The organism is Spirosoma harenae (assembly GCF_054776975.1).
In genome coordinates this window covers 195,615-212,654 of the sequence record NZ_BAAHBD010000006.1, presented here as the reverse complement: position 1 = coordinate 212,654, position 17,040 = coordinate 195,615, and the positions used below count along the sequence as shown (strand labels likewise).

The following is a 17,040-nucleotide window of genomic DNA, read 5'->3' as shown; positions in this document are numbered from 1 at the left end:
CGAAAGTCGCTATTGAATCCCAGTCAAATTCTCTATTTCTTACATCCTTCTTTGACTACGCTAACATTTTCGCTTTACCATAGTTAACATCATAAATTTCAGCTCTTTAACCTACTAAAAATAATAGTAGTGGTAATAGAATACATTATGCGATCACTGAGTTTAACCCTTCTTAAGGGGTATACAGTTGGTTAGAGTTGACTGGAACATTGCGCTATTTTTGATAAGTTTGTTGTTTACCACCTTGATGAATGACTTCACGTAGCTCTGATAAAAATCAACTCCCCCTCTTACCTAAAGCGCCTACAGGCATTATTGGTCTAGATGAAATCACAGCTGGTGGCTTGCCTAAAGGACGACCAACGCTCATCTGTGGTGAAGCTGGCTCGGGCAAAACGCTGTTTTCTCTGGAGTTTGTTGTACGGGGCGCCATGGAGTTCAAAGAGCCAGGCGTATTCATGGCTTTTGAAGAAAAAGCGGATGAATTGGCGGCAAACGTAGCGTCATTAGGCTTTGACCTCGATCAGCTTCAGGCTGATCAACTTCTCAAAATAGATCACGTTCACATCGAACGGAGCGAAATCGAAGAAACGGGGGAGTATGATCTGGACGGTTTATTTATTCGATTAGGGTACGCCATTGATAGCATTGGGGCAAAACGGGTTGTGTTGGATACCATCGAAAATCTGTTTTCCAGCCTGACGAATGAAGCGATTCTCCGCAGCGAACTCAGACGATTATTCACCTGGCTGAAGAATAAAGGCGTAACGGCCATCATTACCGGTGAAAAAGGCGATGGCAAGCTAACCCGGCATGGATTAGAAGAGTACGTTTCGGACTGTGTTATTTTACTGGACCATCGGGTAGAGAGTCAGATATCTACCCGTTTACTACGTATCATTAAATACCGGGGATCAGTGCATGGTACAAATGAGTACCCCTTCCAGATCGATGAAGATGGTATCTCTGTTTTGCCAATTACATCACTTACCCTGGATCACGCTGTATCTACAGAATGGATTTCGTCAGGAATTCCGGCTTTGGATCAGATGCTGGATGGCAAAGGCTTTTTTAGAGGAAGCAGTATTCTGGTTTCCGGTACGGCGGGGACCGGTAAAACCAATATTGCCGCTTCCTTCGTTGATGCTGCCTGTCAGCGGGGAGAGCGAGCCTTATATTTGGCTTTTGAAGAATCACCCCGGCAGATTTGCCGAAATATGCGATCGATTGGCATTGATCTTCAAACTCATATTGATAAAAAGTTACTGAAATTCCAGGCCTCTCGACCAACACTGTATGGATTAGAGATGCATTTGGTGACGATTCATAAACTGGTGAGCCGTTTTAAACCCCAAGTCGTTGTGCTGGACCCGATCACCAATCTGGTTACAATAGGTTCATTGAGTGAAGTTCGGTCTATGTTGATTCGGTTGATTGATTTCTTGCTGGCGGAACAGATTACGGTTCTTTTCACGGCTCTTTCTCTCAATACAGTGGTCAATGAACAGACTGATGAGGGTGTTTCGTCACTGGTAGATGCCTGGATACTCGTGCGCGATATCGAATCGAATGGTGAACGTAACCGCGGCATGTATGTCATGAAATCCCGGGGAATGAAACATTCGAATCAGGTACGGGAATTTGTCATCAGTGACCAGGGGCTGGATTTGATCGATGTATATCTGGGAACGGAAGGTGTACTGGTAGGGTCTGCCCGCGAAGCGCAACAGTTGCAGGAGGTGGCGGGCGTTGCTTTGCGCGATCACGCTGTTTCGCGCAAGGATCGTGAAATTGAGCGCAAACGGCTAGTGCTCGAATCCAGAATTACCAGCCTGAAAGAAGAATTCGAATCCTTACAGGATGAATTAAATAAAACCTTTGTTGAAGACGAACTTCGTAAAGAAATTATGGAGCAAAATCGGGAGCAACTGATTCGCAATCGACAAAGCGGCCAATAAGGCGTATCATTTAGTCCCAGTTTATTGATGGAGCAACAAGAAGGTGTTTGGGAATTACGGCTCTACGTAGCTGGTAAAACGGCCAAATCGGTGGCTGCCCTGAATAATTTGAAGAAATACTGCGAAGAACATTTGCCGGGTAAGTATGTTATTGAAGTAATTGATTTGTTAGTTCAACCTCAACTAGCAGCAGGTGATCAGATTCTGGCCGTTCCTACGCTGGTGAAAAAAGTGCCTGAGCCTATCCGAAAAATTATCGGTGATCTCTCAAACGAAGAGAAAGTGTTAGTGGGTTTAGACATTCGCTCGACGAAGTAATCATACTATGAGTGAGCCATCAGGGAATGCCGCTTTTGATCTGAATGGTGTAGAAGACCAAACGTATCAACTACGTCTGTTTGTCGTTGGCGCATCAAGTCATTCCGTTCGGGCTATAGCGAATATAAAGCACATTTGTGAAACGCACTTGTCCGGCCGGTACTCTCTGGAAATCATCGATGTCTATCAGCAAAAGCAGCTGGCTGAGTCTGTTCAACTGATTGCCTTGCCTTTGTTAATCAAGCAGAGTCCTTTGCCAGCACGCCGACTGATTGGTGATCTGTCAGAGACAAACAAGGTACTAAAAGGTCTAGGCATTATCGGTTGATGAAGTATCCTCAAAAAACGTACGAGCAGCTAGTTGCGGAAAATGACCAATTGCGCATGCAGCTAGAAGAAGCCCTGGAAACGATTCATGCTATTCGCACGGGACAGATTGATGCGCTGGTTTTTGAAGGAGATCAAGGGCATGAACTCTACACGCTAAAAACCGCTGATCAGACCTACCGTGTTTTCATCGAAACGATGCACGAAGGGGCCGTAACACTCGATAGGCAGGGGCTTATTCTCTACAGCAATTCTACGTTTGCCTCTATGGTCGGTCAGCCTCTGTCTAGTGTAATCGGTATTCCATTTGCAACCTGCATTGCTTCCGAATACCAATCCGCGTATGAGGCCTTTTTTCAGCAAAGCTGGCAAGAGCCATCGAAGGCAGAAATGAGCCTTAATCATGGGCAAAACGAACTTATCTGTTTAGTATCGGCGACGTCCTTACTGCTGGACGAAGGGCCTTGTCTGAGTTTAATTCTGACCGATTTAACAAGCCAGAAACAAATGCAGGCTCAACTAAAAGTCAATAATGAAGAGCTGGCAAAGCTAAATGAGACGCTGCTTTTAACCAATCAATCGCTAAACCGATCAAACGACAACCTTAGGCAATTTGCTTACGTCGCCAGCCATGATTTGCAAGAGCCTTTGCGCAAGGTTCAGCAATTCGGCGATCTATTAGCCACCCAGTATAGCAGCCAGTTGGGGGATGGCCTAACGTATCTGGAACGGATGCAGTCGGCCGCTATTCGCATGTCGACGCTCATTCGCGATCTGTTGAGGTATTCACGCATATCTATCAAACCTGAAATTCTAAAACCCATTTTTCTCGCAGACGTAATCAAGCTTGTCTTAACCGATCTGGAATTGCGCATTCAGGAAACCAATGCCCATATTACTATAGATTCTCTCCCTACTGTCATTGGCGATCCTTCTCAACTTGGGCAGTTATTCCAGAACTTAATTGGTAATGCATTGAAATTTCACCGGCCTGCCGAAGCGCCTTACATTCATATTCGTGCGCAGCGAATTAAGGCTGGTGATTTACCAGTCGGTGTAAAACCATCCCGTCAAACCGTTTTCTACGAACAGATCGATGTCATTGACAAGGGCATTGGCTTTGAGGAGAAATACCTGGAGCGCATTTTCCAGATATTTCAGCGTTTGCATAGTAAAAATGAGTTTTCAGGGACTGGCATTGGATTAGCCATTTGTGAAAAAGTAGTGGCCAATCATGGAGGAGCGATTACCGCTTCAAGTCGTCCAGGCCAGGGAGCTACATTTTCCATCTACTTACCCGCTTAACGAAACTAGAGGCATTACGCTCGATACGAAAAATAGGTAGCCAGTAATCAATCAGGCAGCATTGCATTACCCTAATTAACCCTCTTTTCTGGAGAACAATCCTGTTGGCCAACGAAAGCTCTAAAGCCTATTCTGTTTAAGGCCCAGGCTGGGCGAGGAGAAAATCCGGCCATCATCCGTAATTAAAATGTATTGGTATTCGGGGTATTTTTTGAGCAGTTTTAATCCTGCTTCTTTACCCAACACCATCAACGACGTACTAAATCCATTCGCTTTTTCGGCACTGGGTCCGAATACCGTAACGCTGCTGACGCCAGTAGCTGGATAACCTGTTTTAGGGTTGATAATGTGGGCATATCGCTTGCCATTGAATACAACAAATTTCTCGTAACTGCCAGAGGTTACAACGGCTGACTGTTTTAGGGGTATAATGGCAAAAATAGTGTCGTTGTGTAACGGATTTGTAATGCCGATAGTCCAATCGCTTCCGTCCGGTTGGCCTCCCCACGTACTCATATCTCCGGAACCGTTAACGATTCCCGATTTGATACCATGAGCCAGCATCATATCGCGACAACGATCAGCGGCATAGCCTTCACCTAGCGCCCCGAAGCCAATTTTCATTCCTTTCTGTTTGAGGAAAATCGTTGACTGTTTCCGATCCAATACGATGTTTTTGTATCCAACGTTCGCTACTGATTTTTTAATAGCTTCCGGGCTAGGCATTTCCGTCATTGAGCCATCAAATTTCCAGATTCTGTCCATTGCGGCAAAGCTGATATCGAAAGCACCATTCGTGATTTTAGAGAAATGAAGCGCTCGTTCCGTTAAGGAAAATACTTCGGCATCTACACGAACCGGCTGAATACCAGCATTTTTGTTGACCTGAGAAATTTGAGTTTCGGGTCGCCAGTCTGAAATCAGATTCTCGATTCGCGTCACTTCAGCAATAACCGTATCAATATTTTTCTCTGCCGTTAGCGAATCCTCTGCCGCAAGGGTAATATCAAATCGACTACCCATCAATTTCACAGTACGCTTGCGCAGCACCTGAGCCGTAGCACTCAAACTCGATAACGTCAGCAACAGGAGGAAAACGGTTTTCATGCGGCTAAAATCGGGAATTCTGATTGATTATGTTACCATAACCTAAAACAGGAGAGGGGTTGAAGTGAGGGTAGGCAGTTTCTCATGACTCGGAATTGAAAAGGGAGCTGGCAACGATTTACATCAGTAAGCCGTATCGGTAAGTATGGGTTAACTTGTGCCACGCTAGGTAAAGAACAAGTTAAAATATGCAATCTCTATAGCTGAAAAAGTGCTTTTCTGATGCGTGGTTCAACTTTTTCATTAAAAAGTCAAATTAATTCAAGTTTCAAGATAGGGTACCAGATCGGTTTCGTGTCTTCGTATGTATTAAGCCCGAACTATGAGTCAGCCACAATCACTGTATCCGGACTACCGGGGTAAACCAATAAAAACAACGGATACTGAACCTAACGAAAGTCGAGTTGTTGATTCGGAAATCTTTATCCGACAGGCGTTTGACCGCAGTATCCGCGAAGGATATGAGCTGTTGTTCCGGCGCTATTATCGACCGCTCTGCAATCATGCGGTTCGGTTTGTGCATTCGAAAGAGCAGGCTGAAGATCTGGTTTGTGAAGTTTTTTCGGCTTTCTGGAAAGGTCAGCTCCATTTGCATATTACCACATCTATACGGGCGTATTTATTCAGGGCCTTACGCAATCGAATTTACAATCACCTGCGCGATGAGTTGACACACCAGTCGCCAACGCCTGATTTTTTGCTGGATATTGCTGAGACGGAAGATCCCCAACAGATTTTACAATTTACAGAGTTGTATCAGAAAATTCAGGGAATCATTAACGGATTGCCTCCTCAGTGTCAGCGGGTTTTCCTGATGAGCCGATTTGAAAATAAGAAGCATAAAGAAATTGCTGACGAACTATCGATTTCCGTGAAAGCTGTTGAAATGCACATTACCAAAGCACTGAATCAGTTGCGAACGGCCTTGTTTACAATTTGTATCGTACTCACGTTTAGTAGTCTATTTCTATAACCGAATCGGGCTACCCTCTATACATACCTGTTGACTCTTGTATGAACAATCTCGTTAACAAACAACTCATTTTTGATCATTTCGCGGATCGGGTAACGGCGCTTCAGCGTCGGATGATTGCGGAATGGCTGGAACAACCTGATAATCGAGAACGCTATTATGAGTGGCTCGAAGAATGGGAAATGCAGAATCCACAGTATGATGTTGAAGTAGAAGCTACGCTTCAGCAGTCGCTGGGGAAGTTAATGGCTGAAGAAATTCCCTTATTTCCGCAAATCAGCCGCCCGGCTGCGAGCCGGTTTTTTATACCGTGGCAATGGGCCGCTGTTGTAGCGGGAATTGTGTTGATGGGAAGTTTATATGTTGGTCGTTCGTATATACTATACCGTTCAGTCCAAACAAGCTATGGCGAAGTGCGAAAAGTAGTATTACCGGAAGGTAGTATAGTCACTTTGAACGCTAATTCATCAATACGTTATCCCCGATTCGGATTTGGCTCGAAAAGCCGGCAGGTATTTCTGTCGGGAGAAGCTAACTTCGATGTGAAGCATCTGAACGATCATAAGCAGTTCATTGTCAGTACCGATCATCACTTTAATGTGGTCGTTTTGGGAACTGAGTTCAATGTCTTTTCCCGACCGCGTGGGGCAAAAGTGGTCTTACAGCGAGGTAAAGTAGAGATTGTACCGACGGCAAACCCCGCTGCTCGACGCATTACCATGAAACCTGGCGATTTAGTTAGTTTAGATTCAACGGGTTACTTCTCCCGAAAACATTTAGCCCGCCCGGATGTGTATGCTGCCTGGCAGGAGCATCGCTTCGAATTTGACCAGACACCGTTGATCGAAATTGCCCGATTACTGGAAGATAACTATGGCATGCACGTCCTAATTCCTGATACAGCCCTGGCTCAGCGGACGGTGTCTGGCACGTTCAGTACGCGAACGGCAGGCGAATTAAGTCAGGTGATTGCCGACTTGTTGGAAGTGAATGTCAGCCAGAAAGGTAATCAGATTACGTTCGTAGAACCGTAAAACCTCTGATCATAAAGGAATTTTTGTCATTCCGGCGAAGGAAGAAGCTTACTATACTCTACTTCGTGAGTAAGAAAATGTTAAGATTCCACCTTCGCCGGAATGACAAAGTCACTGCTCACAGATTAGCCACATTTTGCCTACAATAATACCTTTTAATACATCGTACGATGAGAAATTCCTTACTCTTTAGTCCGTTTAGTTTGCTCTTGCTGCTGGCGCAGGTTTGGCCCGCATCGGGTCAGGTCATGGCGAAGCGATACGCGATGAACACAAGCATTTCTCCGCTTCAGCGGGTACAACCTACTGCCCAATTGCCGTTGAAAGAAGCGCTTGTACAATTGAAAAAGACGTATCAGGTTGATCTGCTGTTTGAAGATAAAGCCATTGAGGGTTATATGACGCCAGCCGTGGACTTTACGAAGCCCGTTGAAGTTGAACTCCGTCAGCTCCTTCAGCCGTTCGGACTGAAATACAAAAAAGTAAAAAAGAATGCATACCTCATTCAAACGGGTAAAGCTGGGAAATCAAAGTCGACACCATTAGTCATTAATTCGACTGGTATTGAATTAGAGTCATTGCCCTCGTCGGTCAGCTCTACGTTGACGATTAAAAATCAGGAAGTGGCAGAACCGAGGGAGGTTGCTGTGGTCGATAAGGTCGTTACCGGAACCGTACGCGATGCCAAAGGGGAAGCGCTGCCCGGTGTGAACGTTCTACTAAAAGGCTCGACAAAAGGAACGACGACGGATGGTGAAGGGGCCTTTCGGTTGTCGGTACCCGATAATTCAGCGGTGCTGGTATTCAGCTTCGTAGGCTATCAGCCGCAGGAAATACAGGTAGGTAATCAAACCACGGTTTCGGTTCGGTTGGTGGCAGATGAAAAATCACTCAATGAAGTGGTTGTGGTGGGTTATGGTACGCAGTCGCGCAAGAACCTGACCAGCGCTATCAGCACGATTAAACCGGAAGAATTGAACCGCGGGGCCATCAGTGATGTGGGGCAACTCTTGCAGGGTAAAGTGCCGGGACTGAATATTTCGGCCAGTGGCGATCCGAACGCACCGGCGGCTGTTGTATTGCGTGGCGCATCCACCATCAACAGCTCGCAGGGACCGTTTTATGTTATCGATGGCGTTCCCGGTGCTGATATTTCCATTATTGCTCCTGACGATATTGCATCGATTGATGTGTTGAAAGATGCTGCGGCAACGGCTATTTACGGAAACCGGGCGGCCAACGGTGTTATTATGGTAACAACCAAACGAGGCAAAAAAGGACAGATGGTCGTTACGTACAGCGGCTACACAGGTATCGAAGCGGTGTCGAGCAAATTAAAAATGATGGATGCGGCTCAACTGCGCGATTTCCTAACCAGGAATGGGCAATCTTTTTCGCCGAATGATGACAAAGGAGCCAACACCAACTGGCAGGACGCTGTCGAAAAAAGCTCGGCTATTTCGCAGAATCACAATCTGTCGATTAGTGGTGGCACTGAGCACAGTACGTATAGCGCCAGCATTAACTACCTTGACAAGCAGGGAATTTTACAGGGGAGTTCGTTAAACCGGGTCATTGCCCGACTGGCTGTTGATCAGTATGCGTTGAATGATAAACTCCGGTTTAGCCTGAACGTGACGAATTCGAATAGCAATGCCAACAATACGCCCTTGCGCAATAACGTCCTGTTGCAGATGATTAATCACCTGCCCGTATCGCCGGTAATGAATCCGGATGGTAGCTATTTCGAGAATTTCCAGAATACGGGCTATTTCAATCCGGTAGCTATGATCAATCACGCGAAGGACAATACAAAATACAATAACCTGGTTGGCTCGTTCAATACGCACGTCAACCTCCCGTTTGGTCTGACGTATGATTTGAATCTGTCGTATCAGAACAATACATCGCTGCATGGCGAATCGTACGACAGCTACTATACGCAGTACAACAGTGCCAATTTTTATAACAACCCCGATCCGCCATTGGTACACAGTTTGTTGAATTTCGGGACGAACGGCTCGGCACTACGCAATACCTACCAAACGACGCGCAAAGTGCTGGAAACCTTCCTGACCTGGGACAAATCCTTCGGTGATCACACCATTAATGCCGTGCTGGGCTATTCCTGGCAGGGGTCGATTTCGGGCGATGGCTTCCAGACTTCCAGCACCAACTTTCCGGTTGACAACATTGGCTACAACAACTTTGCGCTCAGCAATCCCTACGCTGTTTCTTCGTATCGCGTGAATTTCGGACCTGATGGAATCTATCAGGAAACGCGCTTAATCTCCGATTTTGCCCGGTTAAACTATAATTATAAAGACAAATACCTGGTACAGGGATCGATCCGGCGCGATGGTAGTTCGGTGTTTGGGGCTAATAATCAATGGGGTTATTTCCCGGCGGTTGGTGCAGCCTGGCGCGTTAGTCAGGAAAGCTTTATGCAGGGCCAAAGTCTGTTCAGCGATCTGAAACTTCGGGCCAGTTATGGCGTTACAGGCAACTCGTCAGGGTTCAATGCCTACACGGCCCAGGTCATTTCGGGTAGTCTGGGGTCCTATTATTACAATGGCGTTCAAACGGCTGCCTATGGACCTACGCAGGCTTCAAATCCAGACTTAAAATGGGAACGGACCGCAACAACGAATATCGGTGTTGATTTCAGTATCCTGAAAGGAAAATTAAGCGGTACGCTCGAGTGGTACGACAAAACGACTACGGGTATGATTTATTCGTATCGCGTCAATCCGGTACTGGTTCCTGCGGGCAGCATTATCGCCAATGGCGGAAACATGAGCAACAAGGGAATTGAACTTACGCTGAGTGCCACCCCGGTTCAAACCGCGAAGTTTAGTTGGACCACTGGCCTTAATCTGGCACACAATACCAACAAAATCACCAGTTTGACCAATCCACTGTTTGTAGGTGGCGACTCTACGCGTACTACGCAACCCGAAGGAGCTGGCCAGACTGGAAGTACGTTGCAAATTTTGAAAGCAGGAATGCCACTGGGTCAGTTCTTTACGCTTGAATACGCTGGGAAAAACGATAAAGGTGTTTCGCAGTACCTGAGCCGAAATGGTACGCTAACGACTACGCCGGTAATTGGTACGGATTATCAATATGCAGGTAGCCCGCAACCCAAACTACTGGTTGGCTGGACAAACTCACTCCGCTATGGTAATGTTGATTTCAATCTCTTTTTCCGGGGCGTATTTGGCAATAAAATTTTCAATGCAACCCGTGCTGATCTGTTCCGACCCAGCACAGCCCAGTTCACTAATATTCTGGTCGACGTAGCAAATGAATCGCCCAGCGACGTGAATGCCTACAAATATTCGACTCGCTTTATTGAAGATGGAAGCTATGTTCGGCTGGATAATGCTACGCTGGGATACAATTTTAAAAAGCTGGGACAGTATGTGAAAAATCTCCGCGTGTATGCCACTGTCAACAATGCGTTCGTGATTACGGGTTACAAAGGCATCGATCCGGAAGTCAATCAGGGCGGCATTGCACCCGGTATCGACTCGAATAATTTCTATCCCAAAACCCGGACCGTTCTGGTGGGTGTAAATGTGTCATTCTAACCTCTTAGCGGAAAAATCAATGAAAAAGATAGCCATACCCAGCGCATTACTGGTACTTCTGATCTACCTCACGACCGCTTGTCATGACCTCAATGTGCCGGTCAATACGGAATTAACGCCCGATATTTTCCCCCAAAATTCGTCGCAATTTATTCAGGCGTCAGGGCCACCCTATGCCGCTCTCCGGGGCAACTTCTCGCTCGATTACTGGTTCATGCAAACGTTGAGCACAGACGAGGCTATATTGCCTGCTCGTGGTGGTAACTGGTATGATAATCAGGGTTATCTGATGTGGCACTATCATAACTGGACGAAAGATCACGGTGGAACGAATAGTACCTGGAACTGGCTATCGACCGTTATCGGCTCTACTAATCAGGCATTATCGATTTTGAACCAAACCATACCGGCTTCAGCAGCGGCTAAGCCGATGAATCTGGCTGAACTGAAAATGGTACGGGCGCTGGCTTATTTTATGATGATGGATCTGTACGGAAACGTACCCATCGATACGACTTATGGTGATTTTACACCCCATCCTACGATAGCTCGCACACAGGTTTTCAACTTCATTGAAAAAGAAGTAAAAAATGCCTTGCCTTATTTGAGCAGAACCACGGGGCAGGCCATTTATGGACGCGCGAACAAGTTTACTGGGTTTGCCTTACTAGCCAAAATGTATCTGAATGCCGAATACTATACAGGCACACAACGATACAACGATGCCGTTATCGCCTGCGATAGCGTGATCAATTCAGGTTTATATTCGCTGGAACCTCGGGCATCGTATTTGCAGATGTTTTACCCGAACAATGGGCCACAGATGAAGGAGTTTATCTTCGCCATTCCTTACGACCCGGCAGCTACAGCCATGCCGAACACCAATGGCATGATGTATCACTCTCGCTATGATGTGCCCCGATCGGAAACGAAGAAATTCAATTTGCCATTTACACCCAGTGCACCCCGCAGTACCCTGCCAGAATTCTACGCCAATTTCAACGATCCAAACGACATTCGGAATGGCCAGTGGCTTACCGGTTTACAGTACATGAACGATGGCGTAACACCCGTTACGGTAACGACGACCAAAAAGGGGTATGACCAATTCTACACCGGCTCCGATGGTAGTGCTGCCTATACCTATCAGGTGAACCTGACTCCCACAATTGTACTGCGCCAGGATGTAGCTACCTTCGACCTGGGGAACGATGAAATTGCCTGGAATATGGGCTATCGCAATATTAAATTCTACCCGGATGCTAGCTCTACGTCGCGAAATCAGAATAACGATGTCCCTGTATTCCGGTATTCCGATATTATTCTGATGAAAGCCGAGGCTATTCTCCGAGGAGGTACGCCAACGCAAGGGCAAACGGCCGTTTCGCTGGTCAATCAATTACGAGCCAATCGCACCACATCGGCGGCTTTATCTAGTGTGACCTTAAACGATCTCTATGCTGAGCGTTGCCGTGAGTTTGTGTCGGAAGCCTGGCACCGGAACGATATGATCCGATTCGGGAAATATGAAACTAGTTGGGGTTTTAAAACGAACGCAGAAACCTATCGACGAATCTATCCGATTCCAACAGGTGCGTTTACCGTCAATCCCGCACTGACGCAGAATCCGGGGTATTAAAAAGATTCACCTCACGGCAGCGGCCGACCGTCCCCGGCCCCTCTCCTAAAACAGGGGAGGGGTGAAAAAAGGGTGATTTATGTTCCCCTCTCCTGTTTTAGGAGAGGGGTTAGGGGTGAGGTTAAACGAAATACAGCATGGAAAACATTAGCCGAAAATCATTTTTGCAGCAATTTCTCAGCCTCGGCGCTTTCGTTACATTACCCCAGTTTCCTGCTTCAGGATGGTCTGATTCGTTTATAGAGGAGGATTTCTACACGAAAATCGTACGGGCAAATAATGCGGAAATCGCCCGATTGCTACCAACCTTATCCGCAGAAATCACCGAAGTAAAACGACGATCGGGTTATGATTTCGCGAATCTGGCCGCTGCCTTTTGCGAACCTTCATCAACGTACTACCAAAAGGAGGAACTCGCGACGTATATGGCGAAAATCATCCGATTTCTCGTCAGCGCACAGCATGCAGATGGTACTCTTGATTTTGGTAATTTAGCCTCACCGCCCGACACAGCCTTTATTCTGGAACCCCTTTGTGCGGCTGCTACGATTCTGGCGAAAAACAGTCAGTCGTCTCTAAATGAGGCAAAAACACTGCTAAAGCAATTTATCCAAAAGGCGGGCGAAGCGCTCAAAGTAGGTGGTGTTCATACGCCGAATCACCGATGGGTCGTATCGGCTGCGCTGGCTAAAATTAATGCGTTGTTTCCTGATCCGGGTTATGTCAAGCGGATTCACGAATGGCTTTCGGAAGGCATTTATTGTGACGCTGATGGGAATTACCTCGAACGAAGTATGAATTACTCGGCCGTTATCGACCGATCGCTGGTGACGATGGCGCGTTTGTTAGCTATGCCGAAACTGCTGGAGCCCGTCCGGAGAAATCTGATGTTAGTCTATTACCACTGCGAGCCCAACGGTGAATTGGTTACGGTAGATTCACGACGGCAGGATCAATTTTCACCCATCAGCATCCTGAATTTTTACCACGATTATCAGTACTTAGCCATTCACGATGCGAACCCTGAATTTGCGGGCATAACCCGATTTATTGAGACGCTCCCTGGTTTCAACGAACGTATTCTGCCGGATTTACTGGTTTATTATCTGGAAGAGCCAATCTATAAAAAGGCACTGCCGGCCCCTAAAGCACCATCTATTGTATTCGAAAAGTTCTTCAAACACACCAATCTGGTCAGGATCAGGCGAAACAGTACAACCACCACAATTTTTGGCGGAGCTGATTTCCCGATTATTATTGCTTCGGGTCGATCGACGAGCGCGAACTTTTTTAGTTTTCGAAAAGGCGCGGCAATCCTGAATTACATGCGGTTATCCACCGATTTTTTCAGTACGGGCTATTTTCATAGTCAGGGCATTACTCAATCCGGGGGCAAATACGTCCTGCATCAAAAAATTGAAGCGCCTTATTACCAGCCTTTACCCGCAAAATACAAACGAGCCGACGGAAATTATGCGCATTCGCAAAGTACCGATGGGCGATTCTGGAATAAAATGGACTTTGCGCACCGGCCTCAGAGCAACGTAAAAACACTGGAAACGACAATTGTGGTGAACGAGACCGCCGGATCGAACGAGTTAACGTTTAGCGTGAAAAGTGAGCCTGGTATTCACGTGACGATTGAACTCTGCTTCCGGGCAGGAGGGACGCTTACCGGAGTAAATAAATTACCTGGCTCGCCCGAAAATTTCGCGCTGGAAAGTGGTTCTGGTGAGTATAAAATGGGAGAAGATAGGATATCCTTCGGACCGGGGACGTTCAAAAACAGCAAGTTAACTGGCCTTGAGGGCGAAATGTACTCGTCGCATTTCGGTACCCTCCGAACAGAAGGTCTACACGTATACTTAACCGGAGTAACGCCTTTCGAGCATTCGCTGAAGATTAGTTAAGCCAACCAACCGATTATACAACTGCTAGCGCTATATCTATCCTTGGTCTGTGTCCTCACAGACTTCTTATACGTCAGCCAGCGCTAACCATTTGGAAATGTGGCCTGTGAGGACACAGGCCAAGGAGTGAGATTGACTTTGTTTAGCTGCTCACGCTGCTGTTAACTCCATATCTTCTGTCAATGCTTCTTCGGTGCTATCGGGTCGGCAACGCTGGCAAACGGTTGGCTCGACGCCTAACGTTTGTGCAAAGACCTGAGCGGCTTCCAGAGAAAGTTCGAAACTCGGATAGGCTCCCCGCCAGCGGCCCGTTGCTCCACCAATTTTGTTGGGTTGCATGCCCTGGCCTCGGTTACAAAAACGACACTCTCCCCGGTGAATGGTTATTTTAGGATTGCGGTAATACGCATAAAAGTAAAAAAGCTCGCTCTCGTTCGTCATCTTAGTCTGTCGCTGAGTGATGTGTGACTGACGCATGCAGCATGCACCAGTTTAATCTATAGCCGATCTAGATTCTCTGTAGCTAGAATCGTTTTACTAAGGTGGCTTTGGGAGAATAGAGGGCGAAAAAAAAGATGACTAATGACGGGTTTGCCGGGTTGAATCGGGGGTTTGGGTGGTTAAAATTAATCGCAAATAGTCTAAATAAGCCTGTTTTGGCTTGTCTAACCTTATCGGCCCATCCAGCTTTTAAACTCAGTCACCCGATCAACGCTCACAAATACGTCCTGATGCGGTTTCGGATCTAGCTCAACTTTAAGTTTACTGCCGGAATAGGTATGAACCGATTGAATGGCTGAGATGGATACCAGAAACGAACGATTAACCCGGAAAAAAAGATCGGGATCGACCAACTGCCCTAACCTATCCAGGCTATAATCAATCGACATCGAAAAGCCTGCCTGTGGCATCAAGTATGTCGCTTTATCCTGGAAAAAGAAATAGGCAATCTCCTTGGTTCGAATGCTACGGAGCTTAGGCCCAATGCTCACCATAAACCGATCGCGGTATGTGGCTGGGGTCGAACTTCTATTGGACGGATTGATCCGGGTGAGTGATGAGTCGGAAGAAGGTTGATGAATGGCTTTAAATTTATCCAGAGCGGGTACTAGCTCGTCGAGGTCAACGGGTTTTAGCAGGTAATCAATGCTATTGGTTTTAAACGCCTGTATAGCATACGTATCGTAGGCTGTTGTAAAAATGATTGGGATGGTCAACTTGAGTTGTTTGATCAGGTTGAAGCCTGATTCGTCTTCCAGGTGAATATCCAGAAAAATTAAATCGGGCTGGATCGGTTGCAGGGTCATAAACCACTGAATCGACTTGGTTACTGAGGGTAGGTGAGCCAATACCCGAATGGTTGGGTCGTATTCGTGTAGCAGATTTTCCAGCCGCTGTGCCGTCAATGGTTCATCTTCGATAATCAATACATTCATAACAAGAGTGGAATTTTAACCGTAAATAGGCCATCCTGGTCGGTAATGGAAACAGGACGATCGGTTAACAATCGATAGCGGTCTGTAATGTTTTTCAGGCCCAATCTGGCCGAACTACCGGGCTCGGGACGTAGTCGGATTGGATTCGAGACAACCAAAAAATCCTCATCCGTCCCGATCAGGACGATCAGCGGTTCTTCGCTCGACATTTGATTGTGTTTTACAGCATTTTCGATCAATAACTGTAGCGTAAGCGGAGCAATTCGATACTGCGTAGCTACAGTTGATGGAACTTTGGTAATTACGGTCAGTTTATCACCAAACCGAATTTGAAGTAAAAAGGTGTAGGCATTCATAAAACCCAACTCCTCCTGTAAGTTGATGCTATCGAAATCCCGCTGTTCCAATACGTAGCGGTAAGCTTTGGCTAATTGACTGACGAAGAGAATAGAACGCTTGGGATTAGCCTCAATGAGCGAGGAAAGGATGCTCAGGCTATTAAATAAAAAATGGGGATTTACCTGATTCTTTAGGGCCATAAACTGGGCCTGGGTGGCTTCCTGTTTTAATTGCTCCGCTCTGACCTTTACGAGCTCAAGCCGCTTGTACCCCTTTCTGTTGGCACCCATGTAAAAAGCCGAGAGCATAGCCATGATGGTTAATCCATCATCTATTTTACGTCGCTCTCCCCGCTCGGCAGACTGTCTGGGCGTAGACGTTGTTGGAGCTTTTATCGGAACCGATTGGGTATAGCGAGCGCGTTCGGTTTCGGCCATGAAGATCCATAGCCGGTAAAAGGCCATATTGAATACGATTGCCAAAGCCCCGGCCACCACTAACGTAGCCAGTTGAGCGGGTAAACCGAATTCGATCAGAAATTCCTTCTGCATCTGACCGGAAATTCGCTGTTGAATCCAGTCCATCATCGTAAGCCAAAGGCCAAAGAATAGAATCGTAACGATAATTTCTACGACCCAATAAGGCCATATTCGTTGTAGAATGGCAAGCGAAAAATGATTGATATGGACATATAGGCGGACGGGCCAGTAAATCGCGAAAACGGTTGTTGCAAGCTCCCATTTTTGCCGATTTGTTAGTTGATCTCCCTCTCGTTTAGTCATTCGTCGCGAAGCTTAAAACCGCGATTCCTCCCCACATTGGCAGTTTTTCAGGAAAACCAGGCTTACGGTTGAGTACATGTAATCGTCAAAAAAATGTGTTTTCGGATAGATGTACAAACGCAATAGACTATTTAGCGCATAACACCGATAGAAAAGCCCTTTTTGCCGATGAAAAGTCTGAATAAACGCTGGAATGATGCCCTACCTATAGTTAAACGTTCTATTATTCCCTAAATCCCCTAAAGGGGACTTGGCTCGTTCTTGAGAAAAGTCCCCTTTAGGGGATTTAGGGGTAAAAACTATAGTCAGCCCGTCAAAT

Annotated in this window: 13 protein-coding genes; 9 read left to right on the top strand and 4 right to left on the bottom strand. The window is 46.5% G+C overall.

Annotated elements, in window-relative coordinates:
• The first annotated feature begins 251 nt into the window (after positions 1-251).
• Genes kaiC through ACYVE4_RS04605 form a run of 4 tightly spaced genes read left to right on the top strand, consistent with a single transcriptional unit; the run spans position 252 to position 3,908 of the window.
• Positions 252-1,958 (top strand): circadian clock protein KaiC, encoded by a 1,707-nt coding sequence (kaiC, locus tag ACYVE4_RS04620; RefSeq protein ID WP_460995748.1) that lies wholly within the window; start codon positions 252-254, stop codon positions 1,956-1,958.
• Positions 1,959-1,985: 27 nt separating this feature from the next.
• Complete coding sequence (locus ACYVE4_RS04615; protein ID WP_460995747.1) at positions 1,986-2,276, top strand: circadian clock KaiB family protein; 291 nt, start codon at positions 1,986-1,988, stop codon at positions 2,274-2,276.
• Between the two features lie 7 nt (positions 2,277-2,283).
• Positions 2,284-2,604, top strand: a complete 321-nt coding sequence (locus ACYVE4_RS04610) for a circadian clock KaiB family protein (RefSeq protein ID WP_460995746.1) — start codon at positions 2,284-2,286, stop codon at positions 2,602-2,604.
• Complete coding sequence (locus ACYVE4_RS04605) at positions 2,604-3,908, top strand: sensor histidine kinase (RefSeq protein WP_460995745.1); 1,305 nt, start codon at positions 2,604-2,606, stop codon at positions 3,906-3,908. Before ACYVE4_RS04610 ends, ACYVE4_RS04605 begins: the two co-directional genes overlap by 1 nt.
• Before the next feature lie 120 nt (positions 3,909-4,028).
• Here the strand turns inward: ACYVE4_RS04605 and ACYVE4_RS04600 are convergent, their stop codons facing one another.
• Positions 4,029-5,015, bottom strand: a complete 987-nt coding sequence (locus ACYVE4_RS04600) for an FAD:protein FMN transferase (RefSeq protein ID WP_460995744.1) — start codon at positions 5,013-5,015, stop codon at positions 4,029-4,031.
• Between the two features lie 322 nt (positions 5,016-5,337).
• Here ACYVE4_RS04600 and ACYVE4_RS04595 point away from each other — a divergent pair, with 322 nt between their 5' ends.
• From ACYVE4_RS04595 to ACYVE4_RS04575, 5 genes are all read left to right on the top strand, one after another.
• Entirely contained in the window at positions 5,338-5,988 is a 651-nt protein-coding gene (locus ACYVE4_RS04595; protein WP_460995743.1) for an RNA polymerase sigma-70 factor, read from the top strand.
• Positions 5,989-6,029: 41 nt separating this feature from the next.
• Positions 6,030-7,022 (top strand): FecR family protein, encoded by a 993-nt coding sequence (locus ACYVE4_RS04590; RefSeq protein WP_460995742.1) that lies wholly within the window; start codon positions 6,030-6,032, stop codon positions 7,020-7,022.
• Positions 7,023-7,192: 170 nt separating this feature from the next.
• Positions 7,193-10,615, top strand: coding sequence for a SusC/RagA family TonB-linked outer membrane protein (locus ACYVE4_RS04585; protein ID WP_460995741.1), 3,423 nt, complete (start codon positions 7,193-7,195; stop codon positions 10,613-10,615).
• 19 nt (positions 10,616-10,634) lie between these two features.
• The gene (locus ACYVE4_RS04580) at positions 10,635-12,254 is read left to right on the top strand and encodes a RagB/SusD family nutrient uptake outer membrane protein (protein WP_460995740.1); all 1,620 of its coding nucleotides are present in this window, start codon (positions 10,635-10,637) and stop codon (positions 12,252-12,254) included.
• A gap of 137 nt (positions 12,255-12,391) precedes the next feature.
• Positions 12,392-14,164, top strand: a complete 1,773-nt coding sequence (locus ACYVE4_RS04575) for a hypothetical protein (RefSeq protein WP_460995739.1) — start codon at positions 12,392-12,394, stop codon at positions 14,162-14,164.
• Between the two features lie 150 nt (positions 14,165-14,314).
• Here the strand turns inward: ACYVE4_RS04575 and ACYVE4_RS04570 are convergent, their stop codons facing one another.
• The 3 genes from ACYVE4_RS04570 to ACYVE4_RS04560 all read right to left on the bottom strand — a co-directional run bounded on the left by ACYVE4_RS04570 (position 14,315) and on the right by ACYVE4_RS04560 (position 16,721).
• Positions 14,315-14,641, bottom strand: coding sequence for a hypothetical protein (locus ACYVE4_RS04570; RefSeq protein ID WP_460995738.1), 327 nt, complete (start codon positions 14,639-14,641; stop codon positions 14,315-14,317).
• A gap of 194 nt (positions 14,642-14,835) precedes the next feature.
• A complete protein-coding gene (locus tag ACYVE4_RS04565) occupies positions 14,836-15,600 on the bottom strand; it encodes a LytR/AlgR family response regulator transcription factor (protein WP_460995737.1) in 765 nt (254 codons plus the stop codon).
• Positions 15,597-16,721 (bottom strand): sensor histidine kinase, encoded by a 1,125-nt coding sequence (locus tag ACYVE4_RS04560; RefSeq protein ID WP_460995735.1) that lies wholly within the window; start codon positions 16,719-16,721, stop codon positions 15,597-15,599. The genes ACYVE4_RS04565 and ACYVE4_RS04560 overlap by 4 nt, the downstream gene beginning before the upstream one ends.
• Between the last annotated feature and the right edge of the window lie 319 nt (positions 16,722-17,040).

Coding starts and splice junctions, on each gene's coding strand:
- ACYVE4_RS04615 (WP_460995747.1), top strand. CDS start 1,986: ATGGAGCAACAAGAAGGTGTTTGGGAATTACGGCTCTACGTAGCTGGT.
- ACYVE4_RS04580 (WP_460995740.1), top strand. CDS start 10,635: ATGAAAAAGATAGCCATACCCAGCGCATTACTGGTACTTCTGATCTAC.
- ACYVE4_RS04600 (WP_460995744.1), bottom strand. CDS start 5,015: ATGAAAACCGTTTTCCTCCTGTTGCTGACGTTATCGAGTTTGAGTGCT.
- ACYVE4_RS04570 (WP_460995738.1), bottom strand. CDS start 14,641: ATGCGTCAGTCACACATCACTCAGCGACAGACTAAGATGACGAACGAG.
- ACYVE4_RS04595 (WP_460995743.1), top strand. CDS start 5,338: ATGAGTCAGCCACAATCACTGTATCCGGACTACCGGGGTAAACCAATA.
- ACYVE4_RS04560 (WP_460995735.1), bottom strand. CDS start 16,721: ATGACTAAACGAGAGGGAGATCAACTAACAAATCGGCAAAAATGGGAG.
- ACYVE4_RS04605 (WP_460995745.1), top strand. CDS start 2,604: ATGAAGTATCCTCAAAAAACGTACGAGCAGCTAGTTGCGGAAAATGAC.
- ACYVE4_RS04575 (WP_460995739.1), top strand. CDS start 12,392: ATGGAAAACATTAGCCGAAAATCATTTTTGCAGCAATTTCTCAGCCTC.
- ACYVE4_RS04590 (WP_460995742.1), top strand. CDS start 6,030: ATGAACAATCTCGTTAACAAACAACTCATTTTTGATCATTTCGCGGAT.
- ACYVE4_RS04610 (WP_460995746.1), top strand. CDS start 2,284: ATGAGTGAGCCATCAGGGAATGCCGCTTTTGATCTGAATGGTGTAGAA.
- ACYVE4_RS04565 (WP_460995737.1), bottom strand. CDS start 15,600: ATGAATGTATTGATTATCGAAGATGAACCATTGACGGCACAGCGGCTG.
- kaiC (WP_460995748.1), top strand. CDS start 252: ATGACTTCACGTAGCTCTGATAAAAATCAACTCCCCCTCTTACCTAAA.
- ACYVE4_RS04585 (WP_460995741.1), top strand. CDS start 7,193: ATGAGAAATTCCTTACTCTTTAGTCCGTTTAGTTTGCTCTTGCTGCTG.